Annotated in this window: 14 protein-coding genes; 8 read left to right on the plus strand and 6 right to left on the minus strand. The window is 59.7% G+C overall.

What is annotated here, in order from left to right; all coding sequences use genetic code 11:
- The first annotated feature begins 819 nt into the window (after positions 1-819).
- A complete protein-coding gene (locus ACFQX9_RS11985; RefSeq protein ID WP_026234034.1) occupies positions 820-1,605 on the plus strand; it encodes a hypothetical protein in 786 nt (261 codons plus the stop codon).
- Between the two features lie 202 nt (positions 1,606-1,807).
- Positions 1,808-2,947 carry an FAD-dependent oxidoreductase gene (locus tag ACFQX9_RS11990; RefSeq protein WP_083926610.1) on the plus strand — a complete coding sequence of 380 codons (1,140 nt, stop codon included), beginning with the start codon at positions 1,808-1,810 and terminating at the stop codon, positions 2,945-2,947.
- Positions 2,948-3,694: 747 nt separating this feature from the next.
- Here ACFQX9_RS11990 and ACFQX9_RS11995 read toward each other — a convergent pair.
- Together ACFQX9_RS11995 and ACFQX9_RS12000 are read right to left on the minus strand one after the other, a co-directional pair.
- Positions 3,695-4,492, minus strand: coding sequence for a tetratricopeptide repeat protein (locus tag ACFQX9_RS11995; protein ID WP_245329435.1), 798 nt, complete (start codon positions 4,490-4,492; stop codon positions 3,695-3,697).
- 23 nt (positions 4,493-4,515) lie between these two features.
- Complete coding sequence (locus ACFQX9_RS12000; protein WP_026234035.1) at positions 4,516-5,136, minus strand: FecR domain-containing protein; 621 nt, start codon at positions 5,134-5,136, stop codon at positions 4,516-4,518.
- 295 nt (positions 5,137-5,431) lie between these two features.
- On the opposite strand from ACFQX9_RS12000, the gene ACFQX9_RS12005 reads away from it, so the two are divergent.
- The 4 genes from ACFQX9_RS12005 to ACFQX9_RS12020 all read left to right on the plus strand — a co-directional run bounded on the left by ACFQX9_RS12005 (position 5,432) and on the right by ACFQX9_RS12020 (position 11,840).
- The gene (locus ACFQX9_RS12005; protein WP_204512001.1) at positions 5,432-7,627 is read left to right on the plus strand and encodes a VCBS domain-containing protein; all 2,196 of its coding nucleotides are present in this window, start codon (positions 5,432-5,434) and stop codon (positions 7,625-7,627) included.
- Positions 7,628-8,239: 612 nt separating this feature from the next.
- Positions 8,240-9,397, plus strand: a complete 1,158-nt coding sequence (locus ACFQX9_RS12010; protein ID WP_026234039.1) for an FIST signal transduction protein — start codon at positions 8,240-8,242, stop codon at positions 9,395-9,397.
- A 5-nt stretch (positions 9,398-9,402) separates the two neighbouring features.
- On the plus strand, positions 9,403-11,148 hold the full coding sequence (locus ACFQX9_RS12015; protein ID WP_377788658.1) for an ATP-binding protein: 1,746 nt from the start codon (positions 9,403-9,405) through the stop codon (positions 11,146-11,148).
- A 479-nt stretch (positions 11,149-11,627) separates the two neighbouring features.
- On the plus strand, positions 11,628-11,840 hold the full coding sequence (locus tag ACFQX9_RS12020) for a hypothetical protein (RefSeq protein WP_085360741.1): 213 nt from the start codon (positions 11,628-11,630) through the stop codon (positions 11,838-11,840).
- Positions 11,841-13,272: 1,432 nt separating this feature from the next.
- Here the strand turns inward: ACFQX9_RS12020 and ACFQX9_RS12025 are convergent.
- Positions 13,273-13,443, minus strand: a complete 171-nt coding sequence (locus ACFQX9_RS12025; RefSeq protein WP_018460462.1) for a hypothetical protein — start codon at positions 13,441-13,443, stop codon at positions 13,273-13,275.
- A gap of 2,879 nt (positions 13,444-16,322) precedes the next feature.
- Here ACFQX9_RS12025 and ACFQX9_RS12030 point away from each other — a divergent pair.
- Positions 16,323-16,538, plus strand: coding sequence for a hypothetical protein (locus tag ACFQX9_RS12030; protein ID WP_083926613.1), 216 nt, complete (start codon positions 16,323-16,325; stop codon positions 16,536-16,538).
- A gap of 271 nt (positions 16,539-16,809) precedes the next feature.
- Here the strand turns inward: ACFQX9_RS12030 and ACFQX9_RS12035 are convergent, their stop codons facing one another.
- Together ACFQX9_RS12035 and ACFQX9_RS12040 are read right to left on the minus strand one after the other, a co-directional pair.
- Positions 16,810-17,049, minus strand: coding sequence for a hypothetical protein (locus tag ACFQX9_RS12035; protein WP_083926619.1), 240 nt, complete (start codon positions 17,047-17,049; stop codon positions 16,810-16,812).
- A 787-nt stretch (positions 17,050-17,836) separates the two neighbouring features.
- Positions 17,837-18,118, minus strand: coding sequence for an ABC transporter substrate binding protein (locus ACFQX9_RS12040; RefSeq protein ID WP_377789025.1), 282 nt, complete (start codon positions 18,116-18,118; stop codon positions 17,837-17,839).
- Positions 18,119-18,844: 726 nt separating this feature from the next.
- On the opposite strand from ACFQX9_RS12040, the gene ACFQX9_RS12045 reads away from it, so the two are divergent.
- Positions 18,845-20,254, plus strand: a complete 1,410-nt coding sequence (locus ACFQX9_RS12045; protein WP_377788660.1) for a patatin-like phospholipase family protein — start codon at positions 18,845-18,847, stop codon at positions 20,252-20,254.
- A gap of 48 nt (positions 20,255-20,302) precedes the next feature.
- Here ACFQX9_RS12045 and ACFQX9_RS12050 read toward each other — a convergent pair whose 3' ends face one another.
- Positions 20,303-23,653 carry an AAA family ATPase gene (locus ACFQX9_RS12050; protein WP_377788662.1) on the minus strand — a complete coding sequence of 1,117 codons (3,351 nt, stop codon included), beginning with the start codon at positions 23,651-23,653 and terminating at the stop codon, positions 20,303-20,305.
- Between the last annotated feature and the right edge of the window lie 57 nt (positions 23,654-23,710).

The raw sequence follows: 23,710 nt of genomic DNA on the forward strand, positions 1-23,710 counted from the left end.
AATCCTTGCAGGCGGATGTCCACAGTGGCATCACGTATCGCCATTTAGCCGAGTTACCGTAGTTCCTTACTGTAGCTTATTTCTAGAGCCGTCCACGGTTTGCGAAAAATGAACGTCTTCGCGAAAGCTTAGCGCCCAGAGTTTGGAGGAGTGGATATCCTCGGCGCGGCGAGAACCAGGGACCAGTAGCTCGCCCCCTTCCGCGAAAGCGCTCTGCGTTTTTTCCGCGCGGAGCTTGTCACTTCTACGGTTCGAGCCACGTTGACACATTAGATCGCGGGAGCCGCTAGGCTCAGTCGCGCTTGACCCGAAGTGAGGTGTGGGGCTCCCGGCTGACGGTTAGCCTCACAAGCCACCTGCGGAATCCTCCGCGAAAAGTGTGGAGAGGTAGTCTGGAGCGGCCGGATTATGGGCGCGATGATGATGCGCAAGGAGCCCGCGAGCGCGCCCAGGAGGCCGTTCGAGAAGCCGACGGGCGGAGGCGGAAGCCTGGTCCGTCCGCATGGAATGCTACGGGGGCCCTGCGCAGCCCTGCCCGACGATCGATCAATGCTTAGTGGCGGACTCGCCTGGCTGGAGGTTGAGTGCGCCCGCTGCAAGACACGCGAGCCTGCCATTCGACGTCATACATCGGCATAAGCACACGCCGCTCTGGAGTTTAGGCGCTTTTTCCTGCCTCGATCAGCCTCGAACTTTCGGCGATCGGACTCATTTGCCGACGGCGCCTTCGCGCGCAGCGCTGGGCCCGAGCGCACAGGCTAAAACTGTGCTAAACAACGAAAGTCAGCACCATCGTCAAGGGTTCACATGGAGCACCAAATGGCTTCCACGCGGGACGACAGCGTCGCGGAACGGCAGATCGCGGAGGAGCTTTCGCACCTGACGCGCAAGGCGGAAGACGGTGCCTCGGTCCAGCCGACCATGGAGACGTCTCGCGCACCGGCAACGAACCATCAACCGACGAAACAGCCCCACGTGGCCTTCGTCTGCTCTCTGTTGGCTGTGTCCTTTGCTGCTTGGTGGTGGTGGTCGTCCTCCGCACAACCGGCGATGAGGGCCCCTTCGGACCCTGCACCCCTGACGCGGGGCCCCCGAGATGCTGCGGCGCCGAAAGACGCGGCGCCGTCTGCAATCGCCCTGGTTTCCGACTTGACGCAGCAGCTGCAGTCGATGACGCGCGATCTCGCTGCCTTGAGGCAAGCAGTCGAACAGCTTAACGTGACGCAAGAGAAATTGGTCCACGACAATGAAAATGTGGCGCGCCAACTCAAGACAGGCCAGGAAGAACTCGCACGTAACAGCCGTGTCATCGACGATGTCAAAGGGATCCAGATCCAGATGGCCCGCGAAAGTCAAACGCTCACCGATCGCCTCAACGCAAACCAGGAGCAACTCGCCCGCGCCACGGCGAACGCCTCAGCACCAAAGGAGATGATGCCTGAAGGTACGAACGCAATCCCAGAAAAGCCACAGGTCATGCAGGAAGTACCATTGCCGCGTCCACGGCAGTCGGCCAATGTTGCCCAGGCGCCAAAGCCGGCGCCAATTGCCAGACCGCAAGCTATAAAACCGCAACCGTCGTTATCGTGGCCATGGTCGCGCTAAGCCGCGACCGACCTGCTCCTGCGGCCGAAACTAAAGCTATGGAGACGGGCGCCGTTGACTGCGGCTCCTATTCAGACTTTCGGATCTGGCCCGCTGTCGCCCCGCGGTCCCTTTCGCTACGTAATCGCCCTCCCGTAGACCTTGTAAACCCGCGAAATCATCAGGATGATCGGCGAGTCGTAGCATCGCTCGCGAGGCCTTCATGCGAAAATGCGAAGTCGCCGTGCTGGGTCTAGGACTCATGGGCGGAGCAGCGCTCAACTCATTGTTGGATGCCGGCGTCGATGCGCTCGGCTTCGACCCTGTCGGACCCGGTTCGGATCGAGGCTCGTCACATGGTTCATGTCGAATTTTCCGTCGCTTCAATTTCGAAAACCCCAACTACACCAGCCTGAGCGACGAGGCTCATGCCGGTTGGATCCGGCTGCAGGCCGAAAGCCGTCAAACGGTTCTGACGGAAACCCCTGTTTTGGAGGCAGGCCTCCCCGGCTCTGCGATGGTGGCGTCGTCACGCGCGGCCGCGATCGCGAAAGGGCGCCCTGATCCGATGTTGACCGCGACCGTAGCGAACAAGGAATTTCCGGCTTTCGCCCTGCCCGACGACTGGGACGTCGTAGTACAAGACGGTGGCGCGATACTGCGGACCGGTGTCGTCATGAGACTGATGCGCTCACGCGCCGGCAACCGTGTGATTCCGGAACGCGCGAGCTTCACGCCGCACCACGACGGCGTATCGATCCGCACGGTGACCGAAGAGTTCTTCGCCGAGCGCGCGATTCTGGCGCTGGGTCCATGGCTCGGTCGCGCACTCCCGACACTGGGCGCGCTGCTCAACGTGACCCGACAGGCGGTCGGCTGGTTCAAGCCGACCCGCCCTGACACTGTGGCGCTCGGTCGTTTCCCGATCTTCATTCTGGACCGAGGTCCGAACGACGTGGTCTACGGCTTTCCGGACTTCGAACAGCGCGGCGTCAAAGCGGCGCCTCACAACCACGGGCCCGTGGTCGGCCCCGACGACTGGGGTCCGCAGGCCACCGAGGCCGAACTCCGCCCGGTCGGCGATGCGTTGGCGGCCCTTGTCCCGGGCGCGGCCGGGCCAATCATCGATCGAGACGTCTGCCTCTACACCAACACCGTGCCCGCCGACCGCCTGCCCGATGCGGGCGAGGAATTCATCATCGATCGCTGGCCGGATTCCCGCCTAATCGTCTGCTCCGCGTGTTCAGGCCACGGTGCGAAGTTCGCGCCTGCCATCGGGCAAAGGCTTGCCCGACTGGCCACCGATCCGTCCTACGAAGCGGAGTCCTTCTTTCAGCTTTCCCGATATTCTCAATTCGCCTGAGCGGATATCGCGGCCTGGCCGGATCGGCTACGTGACCCTGGCGGTGTCGCTGGCCGATATGTTCTGCGCCGGCGAGCTTCGGCGCGGGACCTCCGAATTCGCGCGCGAAGACTATTGAAGCGCGAATTGAGCCTTGAGCCGTGGTGTGAATCGGCGTGGCCCCGCTGATCGGCACGATAAGTCTCTGATTCACATCACATTGGAGGGGGCATGCTTCGATGCCGATTCACATCCCGGCCTTCCGCCGACCTGCACGCTCGTCGGCCGGACGTGCCGCGGTGGTCTCGCAGCGGCGAGCAAATCTGTAGCTTGTAACCGTAGTTAGTCACGTCAACCGCGCCTCACCCCACCGAAAATTTTAGAATCCTCAACGCCTTGGTCATTCCCGTTTGGAGGAGCGGTGATCCTCGGGTAGGCGGGATACGTACTCGTCCACATTCCGGACCAGCGGAGCACTGATAAGATTTTGCGTATTACCTTATCAGTTGGCCAACTGACTCCGCTTCGTATGAAAGCTTATCAGTCGATCAACTGACCCTGTTTTGGCTCGAAAGCTGATGAGTTCGCCATCTGGCTCTGTTTCGTACGTCTGCTTATCGGTTTTGTAGGAAGCAGAACCGTTTAGCATTTTTCGGGTGTCGCTCGCTGGAGGGAAAAATCAATACAAAAACTGCTCGACTGCTGCAGCTCAGGTTCTCTCGGTAGGGGAGAGATGGCATTCTCCGACGGGCACGCGTTGAGGACGGACTACGGTACGCCGTAGCGCGCGAATTCCTCGGCGATGTCGCCCCGGACAGCTTTCGCGGCCGCGACATCGGCTTCTCCCGAAGCCGTCTCGCCGCGGCGGATCTTTGCCCGGCCGCGACCGTACAGCGCGGTGGCGAGCGTGGGGTCGATGCGCAGCGCGGCGTCGTAGTCGGCGATGGCCGCATCGGTCCGTCCAGCCTTGAGGTGGGCGAGCGCGCGGGAATCGTAGGTCGCAGCCGTATGCGCGCCCGACCCGATCGCCTTGTCGCAGGCTTCCACCGCGCCTTGCGGGTCGCCCGTGCTCGCCCGGATCCAGCAAAGGCCGCTCCAAGCCACTTCCATGTCGGCGTTCAGACGAGTCGCGGCGGTGTAGTCGCTTTCGGCGCGTACGAGATCGCCCTTCTTCAGCCAGCCCTCGGCGCGGTTGACGAAGGCGCCGGGGTATGCCGGCTGGAGGGCGATGGCTCGGTCGAAATCCTCCATCGCGGCGTCGTAGTCGCCCGTCCTCAGTCTCGCCGCGCCGCGGTTGTTGACGGGTTTGGCGAAGGTCGGATCGATGCCTATGGCCGCCTCGAAGTCGGCGACAGCGCGGTCGTAGTCGACCTTCGCCGCGTAGGCGATGCCGCGGTTGTTGTGGGCCATGGCCAGGGCCTGTGGCCCGCCACGGCCGGCTGCGATGAAGGCAGAGCAGGCCTCGATCCTCCGGTCGGGGGACGAGGCGGCGTTGCAGAGCTCGACGTTCCGGAATTGACCTTCCGGCTTCTGCGCCGACGCGGGGGCGGCCAGCAGCAGGATCATAACTAGCGCCGTCCCGAAGACCTTCAGCATCCCCGGCAGATGCCGAGAGCGCGGTCGGCCCTCCGCTGCCGGGGAGGCGCAACGGTCGGACCGGCCTTCCGCTTCATGACGGCATCCTTGCCCTCCTCGATCAGGGTGGCGAACTTGACCGTGCCGTCGTCCGAAATCTCGATGTGGGGCGTGGTGCCCCGGATCCCCAACGTCGCCACCGGCGTGTCCACCTTCATGCTCCCGGTCTTGGCGACGCTGCCGGCGACGAAGGTGAAGGTGCCTCTGGTCAGGCTGATCAGGGTTGAATTGTCCTTGCCGTCCGGATCGTAGACGAACTCGCTCATTTCCATGCTGGCGTTACTCGACAGGCTGAAGGAGCTGCCATCGGCGAAATTGATACCCAGGCGCCCGTCGGCGCCCGTCCTGACGACGTCGCCCCGATAGACTGGATCGCCGACCTTCGCGCTGGCCCCGTTCTCGGACAGTCTCGCCTGCACAACCGCGGCATCGATATGCTCGATCACTGCCTTGCCAGCGACGGTCACGACCTTGCCGATTGGCTTGACGTCCTGCGCCCGAAGCGGCGCAGGCGGATACGCCACTGCAACGAGCAAAAGGCAGAGAAGTCCTGCGACCGTCCTTAGTCCGTGCATGCGTCCGCTCCCATCCGTGAAGAGCCCGCTTCGGCGGAATGATGGCAGAGCGCGCCCGGCGCACCATACCGCATGTTGCGAGCGCCACTCTTTAGTCGCAACGGACGATGGTCCCGACCGCTCAGCGCCAACAAAAGAGCGCATTTGCGCGCACCCAGTCAACATTTCGTGAAGGGGTCTCGGGACGACAAAGCGTAGTCTGGTGCGCAGAACCGGACCTCGGCGGGTGGACACACACGCGGATCGGTCGGTCCGGCCGCTTCGGCGGAAGCGGGCAGCATGCGAGGCATTCAAGATGTCGCTCGCACGTGTCTTCACCGGTCTTTGGCCGGCGCAGAACCAACGCAGGGGGCGCGCTGTAGAGTCGGCGGTTGTCGCGAGACTCGGATGGGCCGGAGGGCTGTCCTTCGTCGCGTTGATCCTTTCGGCTCTGAAAGAAGCGTGGGCCGCCGATCCCGATCTCGCGTTGTTCGACGACGCCTCCATCACCTACAAGGGGTTCGAGCATGGCACCTTCGAACTCATCACGAAGGAGGCGGTGCCGCGCCACATCATCGTGGACGATCCCGGGCAGACGGTCATCCTCAGCAAGACCGGATCGTCCGTCAGCTTCGCGCAGGTCGCCAACAACGCTTCGCGGATGGAGGACCTGCAGAGCCGGCAGCAGGACGTGCTCGACAACTACTCGAAGGACCATGGGCCGTCCGGATCCGGCACGCCTCCGGGCGAAGCGGTCGATCAGACGCTGCAGCCGATCGATTTCCAGGCGCCCGACGGGCCCGGTCCACAACATGCCCTTCCCGGGCTGGTGGTGCCGGCCAGCTTCGTGTCGGATGGGCCGCTGATCCATTCGCCACCGACACTGACGCTCGGGTCGGGCCCCGTCGAGATCGACACAGTCGCGTTCGATGAGTTCTCGGCGAGCAGCGGCAGCTTCTCGGCCACGAGCTTCGGCTCCGGCACGACCCCAACCTTTGGCATCGCGGGCGGCGCGATCGGCGCTTTCACCGTCGCGGGCGCAAGCTACGACGTCGAGAAGGCCGGCTCCTTCGGAATCCTGTACTTGAACAGCGGGACCGGCGCCTACGCCTACGTACCGAACAACGACGCCATCAACGCGCTGAAGGCGCCGAACGCCGACAGCTTCACGATCACGGCGTCCGACGGCTTTGCCTCGGCAAGCCAAACCTTCACGATCGACATCGCCGGCACCGACGACGCGGCAGCGATAAGCGGCGAGACCGGCGGATCCGTCGCCACGATCGCCATGACTGCCGCCGCAATTGCGGCGGCGGCCATGGCGCACGACGTCCCAACCGCGACCGGCAAACTCGCCGACACCGATGTCGACGATCCGGCCAACACGTTTACGGCGGTGAGTTCTCCGCATGCCAGCGACAAAGGCTATGGCAGCTTTACGATGACGTCCGACGGGCACTGGACCTACGCGCTGGATTCCGCCAGCGCCGCGGTGCTGGCGCTTACGCCGTGCCAGACCCTGACAGACACCTTCACCGTGACCACCATCGGCGGCACGCCGCAGGTCGTCACGATGACCATCCAAGGCGCCGACGATCCGGCCGTCATCTCCGGGGACACGCATGGTCGCGTGGTCGAAGCTGGCGGAGTCGACAATTCCGCGCAGGGCCTCCCAACCGCGTGCGGCCTTTTGACCGCCACCGACGTCGACGGCCCGTCGAACGCGTTCGATCCCGTCAAATGTCCGGAGCCGAGCGACCACGGTTACGGCAGCTTCACCATGACCGCGGATGGGCACTGGACCTTCGCGCTCGACAACGGCAACTGCGCGGTGCAGGCGCTGAACGCAGGTCAATCGCTGACTGACGATTTCACGGTGAGGGCCGCGGACGGTACGGCACAGACGGTGACCGTCACCATCGAGGGCAGCAACGACGCCGCGGTCGTCTGCGGCGATATTTGCGGACGCGTGACCGAGCCAAGAAACTCCTGCGAGCCCCCGCCACGCGCCAGCGGCACCTTGTCCGACAGGGACGTCGATAATCCCGACGACACCTTCACGGCCACGACATGCCCGCAGGCGAGCGACCACGGCTACGGCAGTTTCACGATGACGACCTGCGGCACGTGGACATATGTGCTCAACCCCGAGAACCCCGAGGTCCAGGCCTTGAGGCCTTGCGACGCGCTGACCGATACCTTCACCGTGACCACGATCGACGGCACGCCGCAGGTCGTGACCGTGGTCATTCAGGGCGCCGACGACGAAGGCTTTCACAACCGGGCCGAGCCCGCGTTCCATTTCGAGGCGGGTGCGGAGCAGCAGCATGCCAGCTCGACGGCCCCGGCAGTCGCTTCCTCGATCCCCGTCGCCGCCCTCAATCCGGAGCACGATTCCGCCGCGGCCGCATGGCCCCATCCGGCCGATGCGGCGCCGGAGGGTTGGCGTTTCGACCAGGAGGCTGCTGGCCAGGGCGGACACCTACCCTTCCAACACGATCTGATCCTCTGAGAGCCGCCGACGCCTTCGCGCGTCCGGGCGGATTGGCGTTTTCCGGAGGCGCTCCCATGGTTGCGCCGATCACATTCATGGACCCGCACCGCCATCAGCTGCACGGCCATCAAGAAGCTGCACGGCCATCAAGAGCCATGAAGGGGCGCTACTTCATTTCCGCTCCGAGGCACGATAATAATGAGTCATTGTAACCTCCAAGATCATACTCGGAAAGGCGACAGGAGCAGCACTTGCAGGATTCGCGATGTCCGCTTCGGGTCAATCGCGTCGGTCGGCCGTTCGGTTGACCACTTCTCGTCGGCCCGACAGCAGACATTCGCATCAGGCCGCCGCTCCGAAAAAAGGTCCAGCCGACCACGGCTCGATCGCGGATAGCTGTCCGCTTTGGGTCGCCAGAAGGAAAGCGTCCCGACTAAAGCGTTACGACACCCCGAACCAACTTCGGCTTTAAACCTTTGATTACCGACGGTGAGAATTGGCAGATTGCAGAGTAAAAGCCCCAAAAGGTTTACGTCACTTTGCCGCCTCGAGGCCCCTTGATATTTTCGAGCTACTTGGAACTTATCCTTTCGGAGGTTGTTTACTGCTGTTGTCTAAGTGGGGGAAACAATGAAAGCGTCGGTAGTCTCGACGGATTCGAGCGATAGCTCGACTGCAGGCGAATTTCTGGCCACCGAAATACGAAGATCCCTAAGCACACCGCCTGCTGCCTTGGTGTTATTTGCAGCTCCTCAGCATGACCACGGAGCGATACTTTCTGCCATAAAAAAGGAGCTGCCCGATACCATCGTTGTTGGAGCTTCATCTGCCGGCGAGTTTACGAATGTGAGCAGTGGTCAAGGCTTGGCGTGTGCACTGGGGTTGGTGGGCGACGATGTGGTCTTCTCATATAGTGTTGGACGTAACCTCGCGATGGATGCCACTGCGGCAGCCCAGGAGATAGTTTCGAGGTTTACACCAACACCGCCCGGACGATTTCCGTTTCGGGCTGCTCTCGTTCTAGCTGATGCTCTAGCTGGGCATGCTGATATTTTAGTAGATCAGTTGACGTTAGCTACAGCCGGTCAGTATCAGTTTTTTGGTGGAGGAGCGGGGGACAACGCTCAATTTCAAAAGACCACTGTATTTTGTGGAGAAGAAGTTTTGTCCGACGCCGCGGTGGCATTGGAGATTCTCTCCTCGAAGCCGATCGGCGTGGGTGTTAGTCACGGCTGGAAACCTGCGTCCCGAGCCTATCGCGTCACGGCGAGCGACGGCATGAAAGTGATAAGCCTTGATGGGTTTCCAGCGATCGAAGCATTCGTAGAACACGCGGAAGAGACTCATCAGAACTTGGATCGGAAAGAACCGTTACCATTCTTCCTGCACAATATTATTGGGGTTGATAGCGGAGCTGAACATCGCTTGCGTGTTCCTCTGGCTGTGGATGAGGAAGGCGCAGTTGTGTGCGCCGCTGAGGTCCCCGTTGGTTCAGTTGTAAGAATTATGAAGACTAGCACGGCATCCGCAGTTTCTGCCGCGAAGCAGGCTGCAAATGCTGCTTTGGATGCATTAGGCGGCCCCCCAGCGGCGGCCCTTTTCTTTGATTGCGTCGCTACTCGCCTCCGTATGGGAGACGAGTTCGGGTTGGAACTCTCAAGCCTGCAAGAACGATTTTCGGAAGTGCCGTTGACGGGGTGTAACACCCACGGTCAAATCGCCCGAGCGGAGGGGCAGTTCAGTGGCTTTCACAACTGCACTGCAGTCGTTTGCGTATTTCCCGAGTAGGTCACTTGAAGGATGACGGGGCTCATCTTTTAAGTGGTTTTGCCAACGCCAACGGGAGGCGAGAAGCTGCCGCGCGATTAGCCAAGTTTATGGGAGGCGATGCTTTCCTCATTTTCTTGAAGGATGAAGAAACGGGGAGTTTTACGCCAGCTCAGGGATTTGACCAGCGCCTGCCTGGCGGCCCGTCTTGGCGAGCGTTTTTGAAGCAAGCATCAAGCTGCTGTGAGTTCTTCGGAGAGGTAGCATTTCCCGACGCTAACACGCTCGTTCCCGCGGTCGCTCGTTCGACCCCTGCGGCAATCCTGGTATTTGTCGGCAGGAACTTGTCTATCCCTTGGAATGATATCGAATCGAGCCTTCCGCTTTTAATTGAACTACTAAAGACTGAAGCGCGGGTTCATATGGCCCTAGCGCGCGCAAGTTCTGCCACGGAGGCGGCTACTCACGCTACGCATCTTGCGAGAGCACTCGATGGTGCGCGTAAAGATGTGTCCGCTACGTCCTTAAAGCTACAGCAACTCAATGCGACGCTGGAACAGCGTGTAGCGGAAGAAATCGCGCGTCGAACGGAGGCCGAAGCAGCGCTGCGCCAAGCTCAAAAGCTTGAGGCCATCGGTCAGCTTACCGGCGGTGTTGCACACGACTTTAACAACCTGCTTACGGTGATCATGGGTGGTCTTGATACGATCGGACGGCAGATCGCAAGCATGTCCGATGCGCCACAGTTTGGGCGCATCATGCGAGCGCAGGCGATGGCGCATCATGCATCCCAGCGCGCGGCCACACTCACCGCCCGCTTGCTAGCTTTTTCACGTCGCCAACCGCTGGATCCAAAGTCCATTGATGTAGATCGCTTGCTCGGGGGAATGAGCGAACTGCTCAAGAGCACTTTAGGAGAGCAAATCAGGATCGAGATAGTTGGCAATGCCGGTTTGTGGAGCGCCTTTGCTGACGCATCGGAACTAGAACATGGCATCCTCAATCTGGCGGTTAACGCGCGGGATGCAATGCCCGGCGGCGGACGACTTACAATCGAGACCGGCAACACCTGGCTGGATGATGAGTATGTTGCCGCACTCCCAGAACCCGTGCCTCCCGGCCAATACGTTTTGGTTGCTGTCACCGACACTGGAACCGGAATGGATAAGGCAACCCTGGATCGCGTGTTCGAGCCGTTCTTCACGACTAAGGAGGTCGGCAAAGGAACTGGGCTGGGGCTAAGTCAAGTTTACGGGTTCGTGCGACAGACGGGTGGCCACATTAGGATTTATAGCGAACCGGGGCATGGCACGACGGTCAAACTCTATCTTCCTCGGTCCAAGACTGAACCCGACAAGCAGGAAGATCGCAGTATTCCGACAGCAACAATGTTACGGGGGAATGAGGCCATCCTCGTTGTGGAAGATCATGACGATTTGCGCGCGTATTCATCCGGTGTGCTCCGCGATCTCGGATATCAAGTTTTCGAAGCAGCCGACGCGGCATCAGCGATTGCTTTCCTTGAATCATCTCGCACCATCGATCTTCTCTTCACCGACGTCGTGCTCCCGGATGGCCTTCACGGACGTAACATCGCAGATCGGGCTAGAAGGTTGCATCCAATGATCAAGGTGCTGTTCACGACGGGCTACACACGGAATGCGATAGTCCACAACGGTCGACTTGATGCGGGGGTCAACTTGTTGAGCAAGCCATTTTCCTTTCGCGGTCTGGCGGAGAAAGTACGAAGAATTCTTGACGAACAAACATGACTGAAATCGGATCGAGGCTATTCATTTGCCCGCCTTCGGATGGGTGCCGTCCTTCTCCTCCCGAAGTTGATCGTTTTCCAGATGCCGGAATGCTCAAATCCTCTGCGGAATCGCGAGACAAAATATTCGCCATCATTCGTCCAATAATTTCGGGGTTGCATGCGCAACGACTTACGCGAGACGTATCTGTTTGAAGCCAGGCCAGTTCTGAAATGGCGCTTGCATTTTCAGTGCGAGTCTAATCCGCTGAACCGCAGCCTCCCCTTCACGGTTTCATCGGAAGCAGCCGTTATCGGCCGGCCGGGCAAGCCTTCCGGAATGGATAGGACACTGCCATCTGATTCCCCGCGCTGCCCATCAACGTCCTTCGCCACTGCGATCTCAAGTCGGTCGCAGAAAGTTGCGCGGGTGCGTCGGCTCTTCTTGACTTCGCAACCGTAGCCTACTCAACTGAGAGCAGTGATGTTGCGAGGTGCGTCATGGAGCAGGAATTCTACCAGGGTCTCGCGCAGCGGGTCCGCGCCATCGCCCCGAAGGCCGATCCGTTCACCCGCCGTCGGTGGCTGGATCTCGCCAAGCGATACGATGCGAAGGGCAACCCGGCGTCCCGGTCCGGAGCAAGCGAGCGGCCGCTCCCGGGGCCGCGCACAACGCCACCGCCATCGATCTTCTCCGGACCGGGCGAGGCCTGAGGCACCGGCGCCAGCAGCCACCTCAAAGGCCGTTTGTGATGAGATCACTCTCACCCGCTCCACGAACTCGGCCGGGAATCAAGAGTGCCAGCAGTGCCCCTCGAAGAAATCGAAAATGAGAATTGAGAATATGCTGAAAGCAGCACTCTCCAGGAACGCCGGGGGAGAGGGTGCGATGCCGGAGGCACAGAGCGGAATCAGCCGGCGGATTCGCATTTGAAGCAGCGCCACGTCGAGGGCGCGTTGCAATTGCAACTTTCGGCTTCTTGCAACCCGGACAGGCGGGAGTGGAGCGCGGCATCGGGTTCGAGACGCAGGAGCCGTGCAGAGAATTTAGCTGAAGGGATTCGACGCGCTGGCTAACTCAGGAGAACTTCGAATATGATCCTGCGGAGGCTTCCGTGGCAAGCCTTTCGGCCTGTTCGGCGAGTACGGGCCCGCTGATTGCGTATCCGGGATCAGTCTAAGCCCCACTGCGAGGACAAGGGCGCACCGGGCCGGACGGACACGCTGAAGATAAAGTTCAAGGACTTCGGGATCATCACCCCCAGCGGTCTGTCTCCGTGGTGGTCTCGAGCAGAGACGACCTCGAGCGCTGTCCATCGCACTGCTTCAAAACGCGAGGCCGCTTCCCAGGCTGGTCCGGCTGTTGGACGTCTCACTCTCCTCGCTGCAAGGGGAGGGCTTGGCAGAGCCGCAGTTTGGCCTGCCGATCTGATGATGGAAGCCACTAACTTCCCTAGGCAGCCGCGCGGGTTCGATGCAGCGGGAGGGCCATCAGGTGTCCTGAGATCGACCTTCGCGCCGAGACTGCTCATGTCACATTCGACGTGAATAAAGGTGATGCAATCGCGGCTGCTCTAAGCTAATTTCAGTGCTACGGCGCCACGCAAGAGTGCCACACAAAAACAGATCGCCGGACCGAAAACATCAATAAAATCAATGAAAAGCAGGATTGTGATCATAGTTCAATCCTGTCTGGCAGCACCAGCTAATTCAAACACTTACCTCCATCGTGCTCTCCGCAAAATTCGAGCCGGAAGCACCCCGGAAGCACGGTGAGCGGATCTTCGCCGCTCACCGATGCCTCGTGCAGCAATCAGTGGAGCTGCAGGAGCTTCTACGACTGTTGCTCGGCACAGAAAGGCAGTCGCCCTTCCTGCGCCAACGTCGGTCCGGCAAATAGGCCGACGGCAGGAAAAGTTCTGGTCATCGCAATATTCCGTCGGACCTGGTTGAGCTGATTCCCGCTTCGATTGTATCGCATTCTCCTGAGAGATGGCGCCACAACCTTGGCCGGCTATCCCCTGAAAGAGCAAAATAGGATCGACGGGCGGAGTCGATACTTGGCATCTCGCGGCCCCGAGTCCGGAGTTCGAAATACCCCTACCCCTGACCCATCCGGCGATTTCGCTGAGGGGCGCCTGAAGCTCTATTCACGATGTTCGGCGCCGAGGACCGTATTGGTTGCAGGGTCGAATGGACAGCCTTGCGCGAACGTGCCGCCGCCGACCGCGCCGATCCGAATGATATTGCCGGCACGGTCAAAAGGCATCGGTAGACCATCGAGCAGATCGCAAGCGATCAGTACGACGACGGGCAACGAAATCCCGGTCGTTCGGACCGAGCAGCTCGTGCCGGCCGGCGGACGGCCCAACGACCGGACCGCGGCTCAAGCGCGACACCCTGACGCAGTGAGCCTGACGAATCAGTCAGCTATTTTACCTGTGGTAGTCTTTTACTTTTACTACTCGCGATCTTTTGCTCTGACGCCGTCCTGATAGTGCCTTTTTTGTGCTGGGGAGGACATTTATGCGAGGCTCTCGCGCAATCCTTTACGTCGAACAACTTAGCGAACTCACTTCTCAGCTCTCAGAATTGGAAGATCTTCGAGGTCTGGTCGACGAAGCAGAGCGTCACGCCCGCGGTGTGCCCCCATTTCGCTTCACACGCCCTACTTCGCGCCGCCTTCGAAGTCGCAAACCGAGCGCCCTCTCTGTCCCATTCCGCCGCCTCACGCCACCAAGCTGGAACGCAGGAGCTCTCAGCCCTCCTGACAACGACAACCAAATCGATCGGACCTTGCTTGAGCCATTCCCCGATGGATGATGGGCTTCCCCCTGAGCCGCTCCAAGCGCGACCTTGACGAACAGATCGATCCATGGTGACAGCCGCGCAAGAGGCGTCAAAGGTCCTTGCCGATCGCATCTTGGAATAATGCCCTTTCCACCCTGATTTTGCCGGTCCATAAGATGGCTCGTGAGCATTGTGGCGGCGTTCTTGATCTGCCTCTTTATCTATGCCGGGTCCGTCTTCGTTGCGGCCTTGAGCCTAGTTTCGGCCGTGCGAAGCGGAGATGCCGCTGAGGTGATGGCCGTACGAATTTGCCGCGCATCCGGCATTCGATCGTCGACCAGCCACAATTTTTGGTCCGCGCTGCGCACGGGGAACGACCCCGGTCGTCCCGGGGCTGGCGCCGGACGCGCCGGGGCCGCCCGACGTGCCACCGAAGCAGCGCGCCGTTGCCATCTTGCTTCCGGCAATAACTAGCTGGTGTATCATTTGATAGAACGGGCGCTAAATCCCGCTTCCCTCTTTCGAATGAATCCTCGGAGATGCCAGAACGGCACCAATCCCTCCCGACGCAAAAATGAGATATCCTGCCCCGACTCAGGGAGCCTCCCATGGCTAAAAACTCAATAGTCGAACGAATTTCAGACACTGTAAAAGAGATCGTGGACACCGCCTCGACTGCAGCCGCGGATGCTATGAAGCCCGATCCAGAAGCGGTTGCCGGAGTGACCAACGAGCAAGTCTACATTCCTGAAGCGACCGATGCTGCCGCTGTTCCGCCGCCGATCATCACTCGGAAGAAGAAGCGCGTTCCTGCCCCTATGAGAGCTAACAGACGGGTCGCAGCTGCTCGTACAAAGAAGACAGTATCCGCGGCGAAGAAGTCTGCCAAGAAGCCGGCTAAAACGCCACCCAAGGAGGCTGCAAAGAAAGCCGCACCACAGAAGCCGACCAAGAATTCTGCGTCTAAGAAGACCGCGAAGGGAGCAAGAGTAAATCGAAGCGCTAGCGCTCCTTCGCGGAGCAGTTCGTTGCGACCACCAGAAACGACTCATGCTTTACTTCTGCGGCGCTCGGGTCTTCCTCCCCGTGTTCGTCCTTCACAGCCCGGCCGTCCTGACAGTCGGGGTAGAACCTTGTGATCCCCCAATGCGATGCCTTCACAACGGCTGAAGCTTTCTAGCCGGTTACTTTCACGTCTCGAACTGGGACGGGCGAAACCACATTTCTTTCAGACTCCTCTCCTAAGCATTACGCAGGAGGCCGATGATGAAGCCATCAGAGATTTACAAAGAGAACGCAGACAACTGCGCAACGCTCGCTGAAGGGGAACCATCTAAGAATAGTCCGGCTTACAAGCGGTACCGGCGCATGGAAGAGGCGTGGCGAGCTTTAGCCGAGGAGCAGGAATGGCTAGATGGGGAAGTGCCCCCCGTCGGGTCAAACCGAGCCGACACAACGAAAAAGCGGCCCGGTTAGGGCGGCTACGTCGGAGCATTCAATAGGTTGCGAGGTACTTCCGCTTTGATGGTGGCATGTCCCCTCCTGCTAGACGCCACACGCCAACGCACGCCGACGGCCGAGCGCTCAAGATCACCTTCGGCGAGATGCGCGAGATGGGCCTACGCGGTGTCCTGGTCTGCTGCCACTCCGGCCACAACGTTGCACTCAGCGCCGCTCGCTGGTCGGACGATGTTCGCCTGTCTGATATCGAGGCGCGTTGTGTATGCGCCGGATGCGGCAACCGAGGGGCTCAGGTCAGACCGGATTTTAGCACCGGCAAGCCGCCGCAGTTTGCGAGATCGAGCGCTCGTTGGAGGAACGAACGCGCAGAGGAAAAATTGCAGGTTTTGTTAGCTCTCTTCTTCGAGCTGGCGGAGCGGCCCCGGCATCAACCCTCAAGCCCCCAAGCCGGGGTCGTCTCTCAGTGCGCCAGCTTCCGCTGAATTGCCAACATATCCCGGATAGCTTCCGACCGCCACCCTTTCATCTGCCAAATTGACATAGGCGACCGCTAAATCAAACTGGGCGCCAAGACGGTCCTGGAAAAAGCCGGCCCCAGGCAGATGATTCCTGAGGCCGGAAGTTCTACGCGTCCGCTCCGAGACATCGCCCGGAGCTGGAGGCGAACGCACCCAGATTGCCGAATGTTCCCGATCCCCATGGACCTGAGAGCCGGGGCACTGATGCACGTTAAGCCTTCTGCCGATTGTGAAACTGATCATATTGCGAGCCAGAGATGCTGCGGTACGATCATCGCACCGGGGCTGGCTGCATATTTCACCTAGTCGTTTTTGACCCGGAATTTTTGACCGCGCGGGCCGCAGCAGCAGTCCCCCTGCTGCGGCCTTCGTGATCACGGCTCTTAGTACCAATGACTTCGCGTCCTGTGCCATTGGAGAAGGTATTATGCCCAAAGAGAAAAATTGCCTGATTGTTCGTGCTGCGGGAAGACAACTGGACCTGTTACGCGGCGAAGCCTCCCGCATCGCAAAAGGCAGTAACGTCGATTGGTGGATCGATCAGGCAGAGGTCGGCACTCGCTTTTGCTTCGAGGATACAAAAGCAAAAGAGTCATTCGCTCTCGCTTGTGACAACTTCGGTATTCCCTGCCAAGATGGCTAGTCCGCAGTTGAGCTGTAAGCCAGCGGCAGGGCCGCACAACCATCATAGCAGTCCAGCCCTATCCGGCTCCCGTGCCTGGAGGTCCGCACCTGATCCGAAGCACGTGAACCGAGCCCGTGTCAGCGCCGGCGCCGACAGCGGGCCATGAAGCAACGCACTGGCCGAGATAAGGGCCAAGCTGTTCCCGTCTGAACTCGTTGTCACCCGCTCTGAGGCCATCGCACTGAGATCAGATTGCGCTGTGTAGAGCGCGCCTGAATGGGGCGCGAGATCAGAACCAAGTGCGGTTATTTTGGAAGCATGCCTGTTTGGTGCGGTCCCAGATGAAATCCCCGCCGCCGCAGGGTGGACGGGGGCGAGCGGTCGCCGGGCATTCGTTCCGAACCTTGGCTCCCGTGCCCCAGCCGTCGACGACACATGCGCCACCGGTTGTCCTATGACAGCCCTCGCCACAGCCACCCGCTGCGTGCGCCCCACTAGCAGCAGCCAGAACCGTGGTCGCGAGGAGCATTCCTTGTAAGATTTTTATCACGCCAGACTCCTTCGAAGCGAATGACCCGAGCGAGAAGGAACAGATCATAACTCCTGCCGTGCCTCTTAGCTACGATCAGCGCGGCGCGAAGTCCCCGGCTCCCCACGAACCGCTCGATGGCTGCGCTCCCCGTTCGAAGCTGTTGATCCAGCATTTTTACAAACTACAACCAGGTCAGCACAGCTGCATTTTTCGAATCATCCACCTGTCTCCGGACTGGAGGGACGTTCTGTTCCCGAGGCGCGTGTGAGCCACTTTGCCTCGGTCCTGCTCTTGCTGGCCAACTTGATGCTAACGCTATGTTTCGGCTTGGCAGCGTGGCGCGTTTCCGACGAGGGGACGCTGGTAAACCCGTAGCATTGGCCTAGGCTGGATGCAAACCTCGGCCAACTGACATATCCGCGTACCCCTCGCATTTTGATCTCGCGGGCTGCTGAGCGCAGGCGACCACCTGCCCCGCTATGCGCCGCGACGCTGCTACGCTCTCAACGGCAAGGCGGTCCTGAAGCATATGACGTCTAGAGTGGGTCACGAGCGGCCTTTGGTGTCCCAGGCTGCTTACTTCCGCTTGAGCTCCGGGGACCATCATCAGCGCCGGTCAGAATGTCCGAGATGGGCCCAACAGCAGACTCGTGCAGCGCAGAAGATCGTTATTCAATCACCTCGGCCGAGCAGCGTCGCAGGGAGATCGATGCCGAGCGCCTTGACCTTCGAGAACATCGGAATGCTCCCGGTCCTCAACCCGGAGGTCTGCAATCGGTGGTCATTAGCGGACAATCAACTCGTCAGCCCTCGCGACCAAATGCTGAGGAACAGATAGGCCCATATCTTCGGCAGCTTTGAGGTTGATCGCAAGATGGAATTCGCTCGGCCCTTCGACGGGCAAATCACTTGGCTTTGCCCCGTTGAGGATCTTCTCGATGAAATATGCGCCCCGACGCCATATTCCATCAATTGTAGGACCAAAGGCAAGCAGTCCGCCGCTCTGCACCCATTCTCGATATTCATGGGCGTTCGGAATTTTGTTTTCTATTCCGAAGTCGACAATCCTCTTCCGATCGCGCTGGCTTCCTTAGCTGGAGGCGGCTTCATGCCGACGGTCAACTGGCGGATTTTTAAAGCGCCGCCTTCACGTATGTCGATGGCGCCCCAGAACACTGTAACCTTGGTGGCGTCGCCGCCGCGGGCGATCTCACTGCGCGGCGACTGTAACCTACGTTCGTTCGGTACTCGGGCGTCATTTGCCGGGCCATCAAAACGCCCGCGACGATGTGTAGGATTGTTTTTTGGTCGCAAAGGCACGTCTCTCTTAGAGAGTGGATTTTATCGATCGTAGGTGCGCTCTCCATGGAGGTCAGCGCATGCTCCGTCCAAGGACGACTTCGGGTCAAAATGCGAAGAACTCAACCGGAGCAAATCTGGTCCGCCTTGCCGTACAGAGCGGACCTCAACGAAGCGCTCAGCGAGTTCGCTGACGCGCCATTACCGGAAGTCACGAAATGGACTACAGCTACTCCTACTACCGTCAGCGATTAATATCTAACGCGAACTGGTTCACACCTGTACGAGAGGGTCAAACGTAATCGCACGATACCAAGTCCTCGCGCTCCTAGCGTATGTGCGCTAGTTCGATGCGAAGGTCCAAGAAAGCGTCGAATATCCACCTCAACCGCGCTTTCCAATGATCCCAATAACGATTAATCTCTTCCTCTTCACGCAATTCGGAAACTCGATCGGAGAATAAGCCACACGATAAAATAGATGGGAGGAACCAATGGTGAAGAGAGCGATTACGCTCGGCGGCGGCGGACCGGCAGCAGGGCTACACATCGGGGTTCTGAAAGCACTTGCTGAGGACGGCAAGACGTTCGACGATAAGTCTGATGTGTGGGCGTTGTCCTGCATCGGCGCCTGGGTTGGCATCGTCTACAATCAATTCGATGAAGAAAAAATCAAAAAAGAAAACAAAAGCAGAGCCGAGCTGACCTATGAATTCTTCAGGGACGGCGTGTTTCGGGACGATCAAGGCTATGAGCGTTTCCCCATAAACACCGTATTCGGGACGGATTGGAACGCCAACATCAAGGCCTTCCAGGACTTCGTCACCGATCCCAAAAGTTACAGTGATTTCCGATGGCAACCGTACAAAATGATGGAACAGATCCAGGGCAACATGTCCGCTTGGTTCAATCGTCTGCCTCGTGGTGAACAACCCTTCAAGGAATGGCGCGAAGGAGACATCAACAACTGGATACTCAATAAGGTGCTCGCACCTAATCCACTTGTCCGATACCTCACCTCCCTGATGTACTTGTCCAAGGTCAACGGCCTATCCAGGATCAACTATCCGGATAGCGAGTTTATGAAGAGCATAAACTTCGACGAGCTGAAAAAGGACGGTATGCCACACATCTATCACAACGCCTGGAATCTCGACGAACAGAAGCTGGCGTTGTTTTCCAATCGTCGGATGAAGGAGGACGAGAAAAAGCAGTACAGGGGAGCTATCGACTCACGCAGCCTGTGTGCGTGTTCGTCTCTTCCCTTCGTCGAAGGGACGGTTGAGATCGACCAAGTTACATATTGCGAAGGGGCGTTAGTCGATACTGTGAACTTCGATAGCTTGCTCGAGGAGCACCCTGATTTGGATGAAATCTGGGTGAGCCGGATCGTCGATGCGAAGCAAATCCGCGTTCCGGAAAATCTTCACGATGCACTAGCAAATCTCTGCCAACTGTTTGCGGCAACGGTCGGTGAGGATGACGTCAAGCTTTTCAAATATCACGTCAAAGAGGCGCACACACTCGACAGAGCAGCCGAAGCCGGAATACTCGAGAAAGCGGTCGAGTGCGGGATGCTCGACAAACCAGCCGTGGACAGGAGGAACGGGAAAACGCCTTGGAGAGGCGTAGTCGTCGAGATTCACGTGCCGGGGCACATCAATTTCAAGTGGAATCACAGCAATCTCGAAAATTCGATAACGCTAGGATACGCCGCCGCTAAACAAGCAATCGATGCATTTAACAAAGCGGAAAACGAGATTAAGGCGAATAGTAAAGACGACAAGCTGCTCAAGCCCATTTTCATAAACGAGAATCCACAGGACGACCCGAATTGGTTAGAGCTGCGAGATCGTACTTATGCGGCTCTAAAGAGGGCGGCTAGTGGTGCCAAGCCCAAGTAAGCAGATCGCGTTGCGATTTAAATCTGCGCAAGCGTTGTCCCGGCTTGATCACCGTAGCCCATCGAGAAGCACCTTTGCCACCTTTAGATCATGCGTCTCGAACCCTTCGGTGAAGCTGGCATAAATCGGCGCGAGAAAATTGAGCGCTTCCTCGCGTCTGCCCTGATGGATCCACAGAGCAGCTTGGTCCGTTGCGGCGCGGAGCTCAAGCGTCCTGGCGTGTTGACTTCTTCCCGTGCTCAATGCCCGGTCGAGCAGCGCCTGCGCCTCGGCTTCCACGGCCGGTCCACCGCGGGCGACCAGCACCCGTGCCTTTAGACGATACAGTTCGGCTTCTAGGATTCGTTCGCTGTTACGGTTAGCTGTAGCTAGGCCGTGCTCGATCAACTCCAGCGCGGCCTCGTAGTCGTGACTATTTAACAATGGCGGACACAACAACACGTCGAGCGCGGTGATGGCCAGCTGATAACCGGCGCTGCGATATCCGTCCAAGACGGCACCGATCTCCCCCAGTGCGCTGGGTGAAGGATCGAGCGAAGCCACGCATATGCCCCGAAGGGCGCGCGCCAGGCGCCATTGCCGGAATCCATGTTCCTCGGAAAGGGCGATGCAACGTTCGGCATGACCTTGCGCGACCAGGAACTCGCCGCGAAGCGCGTGAAGAATGCATGCGTAGTAACAGGCATACGCCTGGGAATGCGGATGACTTATAGCGTCTGCGCGCCGAATGGCAGCGTCCATTCGCACAATTGCCGTATCGGGCTGGCCGAGCAGCCAGAGCGCCCACGACATCAGCGCCAGGTCCGCCACGCCGGCATCCTGGCCGGCCGAACGCGCCGCCAGCCTGTCGTCCTCGCTGCTCGCCTCGAACGCTTCATAGGCGCGTCCAATCGCTTCATGGGCACCGGTAAGCTGTCCCATGAAGAGGCGGATCATTGCCTGCCCGCGCATCGCGTTGAGCAACGCCGGTAGATCGTCGCGCGCTTCGGCGAGCTGGAGCAGGGCCGCGATCGTTTCCTCGGCGACCGGCAACTCACCGCGCATTACGCTCGCAGTGGTCAACCAGAACATCACCTGGAGTTGCTCGGGAGGGTCTCCCAGGCGCTCGCACAGCTCGCGCGCGCGGGCAAAGGTTGCCATCGCCTTGTTCGAGGCTGGCCCTTGCGTAGCGATCAGGCAGGGCCCAAGGGCGAAGTGGAAGGCAAGTTCCAGCTTATCCTTTCCGGCGCCTTCTGGCAGATGGCCCGAGCCCTCGATACCCCGCTGCAAGTGTGCGATGGCTTCAAGGTTGGCCGAGCGCATGGCGGCCTTCTTGCCTGCCTGCAGCCAATATGCCTCCGCCTTTTGAAACAGGCCGGCCTCTGTCAGATGATGCGCAAGAGTTTCGGGTTGAGTCTCCACAAGGTCCGGGAACCGTTGCTCGAAGGCACCCGCGATCGCAGCATGCAGCGCTGCGCGTCGGCTCTTCAGGAGTCCCGAGTAGGCAGCGTCCCGCACAAGCGCGTGCTTGAAGGTATAGATTGCCTGCGGTATCTCGCCCCGGCAGAATATCAACTCCGAGCGAACCAACTGAGCAAGCGCCTCCTCAAGTCTCTCTTTTGACAACCCGGCTACGGTGCTCAGCAGTTCGTAGGAGAACTCGCGACCCACCACAGCGCCGATCTGAGCCACCTCCCTCACTGGAGCCAATCGATCGAGCCTTGCCATCAGCGATGCGTGCAAACTCGTTGGAATCGCCATCGGGGGGAGAGGACGGTTGAGGACGTAGTGATCGTCCTGTTCATTTAATAGCCCGGTTTCGAGCACCGTCTTGGTCAGTTCCTCCACGAATAGGGGCACGCCATCGGTGCGGGCGAGGATCTGGTCCATTACCTCTTCCGGGAGCGTCTTGCCAGCGGTGACGCGCTCGATTAACGCCGCCCCGTTGCGTCGGTTCAGCCGCGTGAGCGAGATCGTCGTCACATGCGCATGACCTGGCCACGGCGGAGTGAACTCTGGCCTCGCCGTGATGAGCAGCAGCCCCCGAAGCCGGGGTAGGTGTTCCAAGGTCATCGTGAGCAGCTCCAGCGACGTCGGATCTGCCCAATGGACATCCTCTACAATGACGAACACCGGCTGTCTTGCGGCCAAGCCAGTTAGCTGGGACAAAAACGCCGCTAACGTTAGCTCCTTGCGCTTCTGCGGGCTCAGCTCTGGCATACGGTAGCGGTTACTCGGTGGAAGGGACAGAAGGTTGGCCAGAGGTAGCAACACGCGGTCGGCATCAGCCCGCACGAGCAGAGCCTCGAGCTTAGCGAACTTCTCTGCGGGCGGGTCGCCCCGCTCGAACCGGGCAGCGCGTTCGAGCTGGCGGGTGAAAGGATACAGCGCACTGTTGGTGTGGTGCGCCGAGCAGAACTGGCGCACCGTTATATGCGGTTCGCCTTGGAGCCGCTCCTCAAGCGCCAGCGCAATGTGCGACTTGCCGATACCGGGCTCTCCGGTGAGCATCACCGCGCAACCTTCGCTACGCCTGGCGTGCTGCCAGCGACGCAAGAGCATCTCGATTTCCTCGTCACGCCCGATTGGCGGCGCCAATCGAGATTTGTGCTGTGCCTCGAAGCGGCTTTCCACTTCGGTTGTTCCCAGTACCTGCCAGGCTGACATTGGCTCGGCCCATCCTTTAAGCGCGACAGGGCCGAGATTGCGGAACTCGAAATGCCCATCAGTGAGCCGGTGCGTACTTTCGGAAATCAGCACGGTACCGGGATTGGCGAAGGTCTGCAGGCGCGCAGCCAAGTTTGGCGTCTCGCCAATGACCGTCTGCTCTTGAGCTGAACCTTCGCCGGTCAAATCGCCCACGACCACCATACCGGTAGCGATGCCAACGCGAACCTGCAGCTCGGTGGCGGGTTCTGTCCGGAGGCTAGCTACGGCATCGACCAGCGCCAGCCCGGCGCGTGTCGCTTGTTCGGCATCATCCTCGTGGGCCTGGGGATAACCGAAATAGGCGAGCACGCCATCTCCCATGTACCGCGCGATAACCCCTTCATTCCTGGCAACAACCTCTGCGATGCAGCGGTGATAGGTGCCCATTACGGCCCGCAGGTCCTCCAGATCAAGGCGGGCCGAAAGTGCCGACGAGCCGACCAAATCGCAAAACATGATTGTAAGCTGACGCCGGCCGGCGTGATCCGTCGAGGCCGGCTTAGCGCCCGCTTGAGGCGTTCGCAGGACCTCTCTCTGAAGTTCTACGATCGCGCGCAGCATCTTGCGGCGATGCCCAAGCAGGACGCCCAAATCCTTTAAATCCTGCTCCGTGAGATCGCGAACGACCGAGAGGTCGATGGCGTTTTCGCGGAATCGCTCGGCGTACTCGCCCAAACCGATCGATGCTAGCCACTCTGCAATACCTGCCATGGTATACCTATGGCTTATACGATGAGAATAGCACATTGGAGAGGCTTGCGAAGGCAC

It is taken from the genome of Bradyrhizobium sp. GCM10028915, assembly GCF_042666195.1.
In the GTDB taxonomy this organism is placed as follows: Bacteria; Pseudomonadota; Alphaproteobacteria; order Rhizobiales; family Xanthobacteraceae; genus Bradyrhizobium; species Bradyrhizobium canariense_D.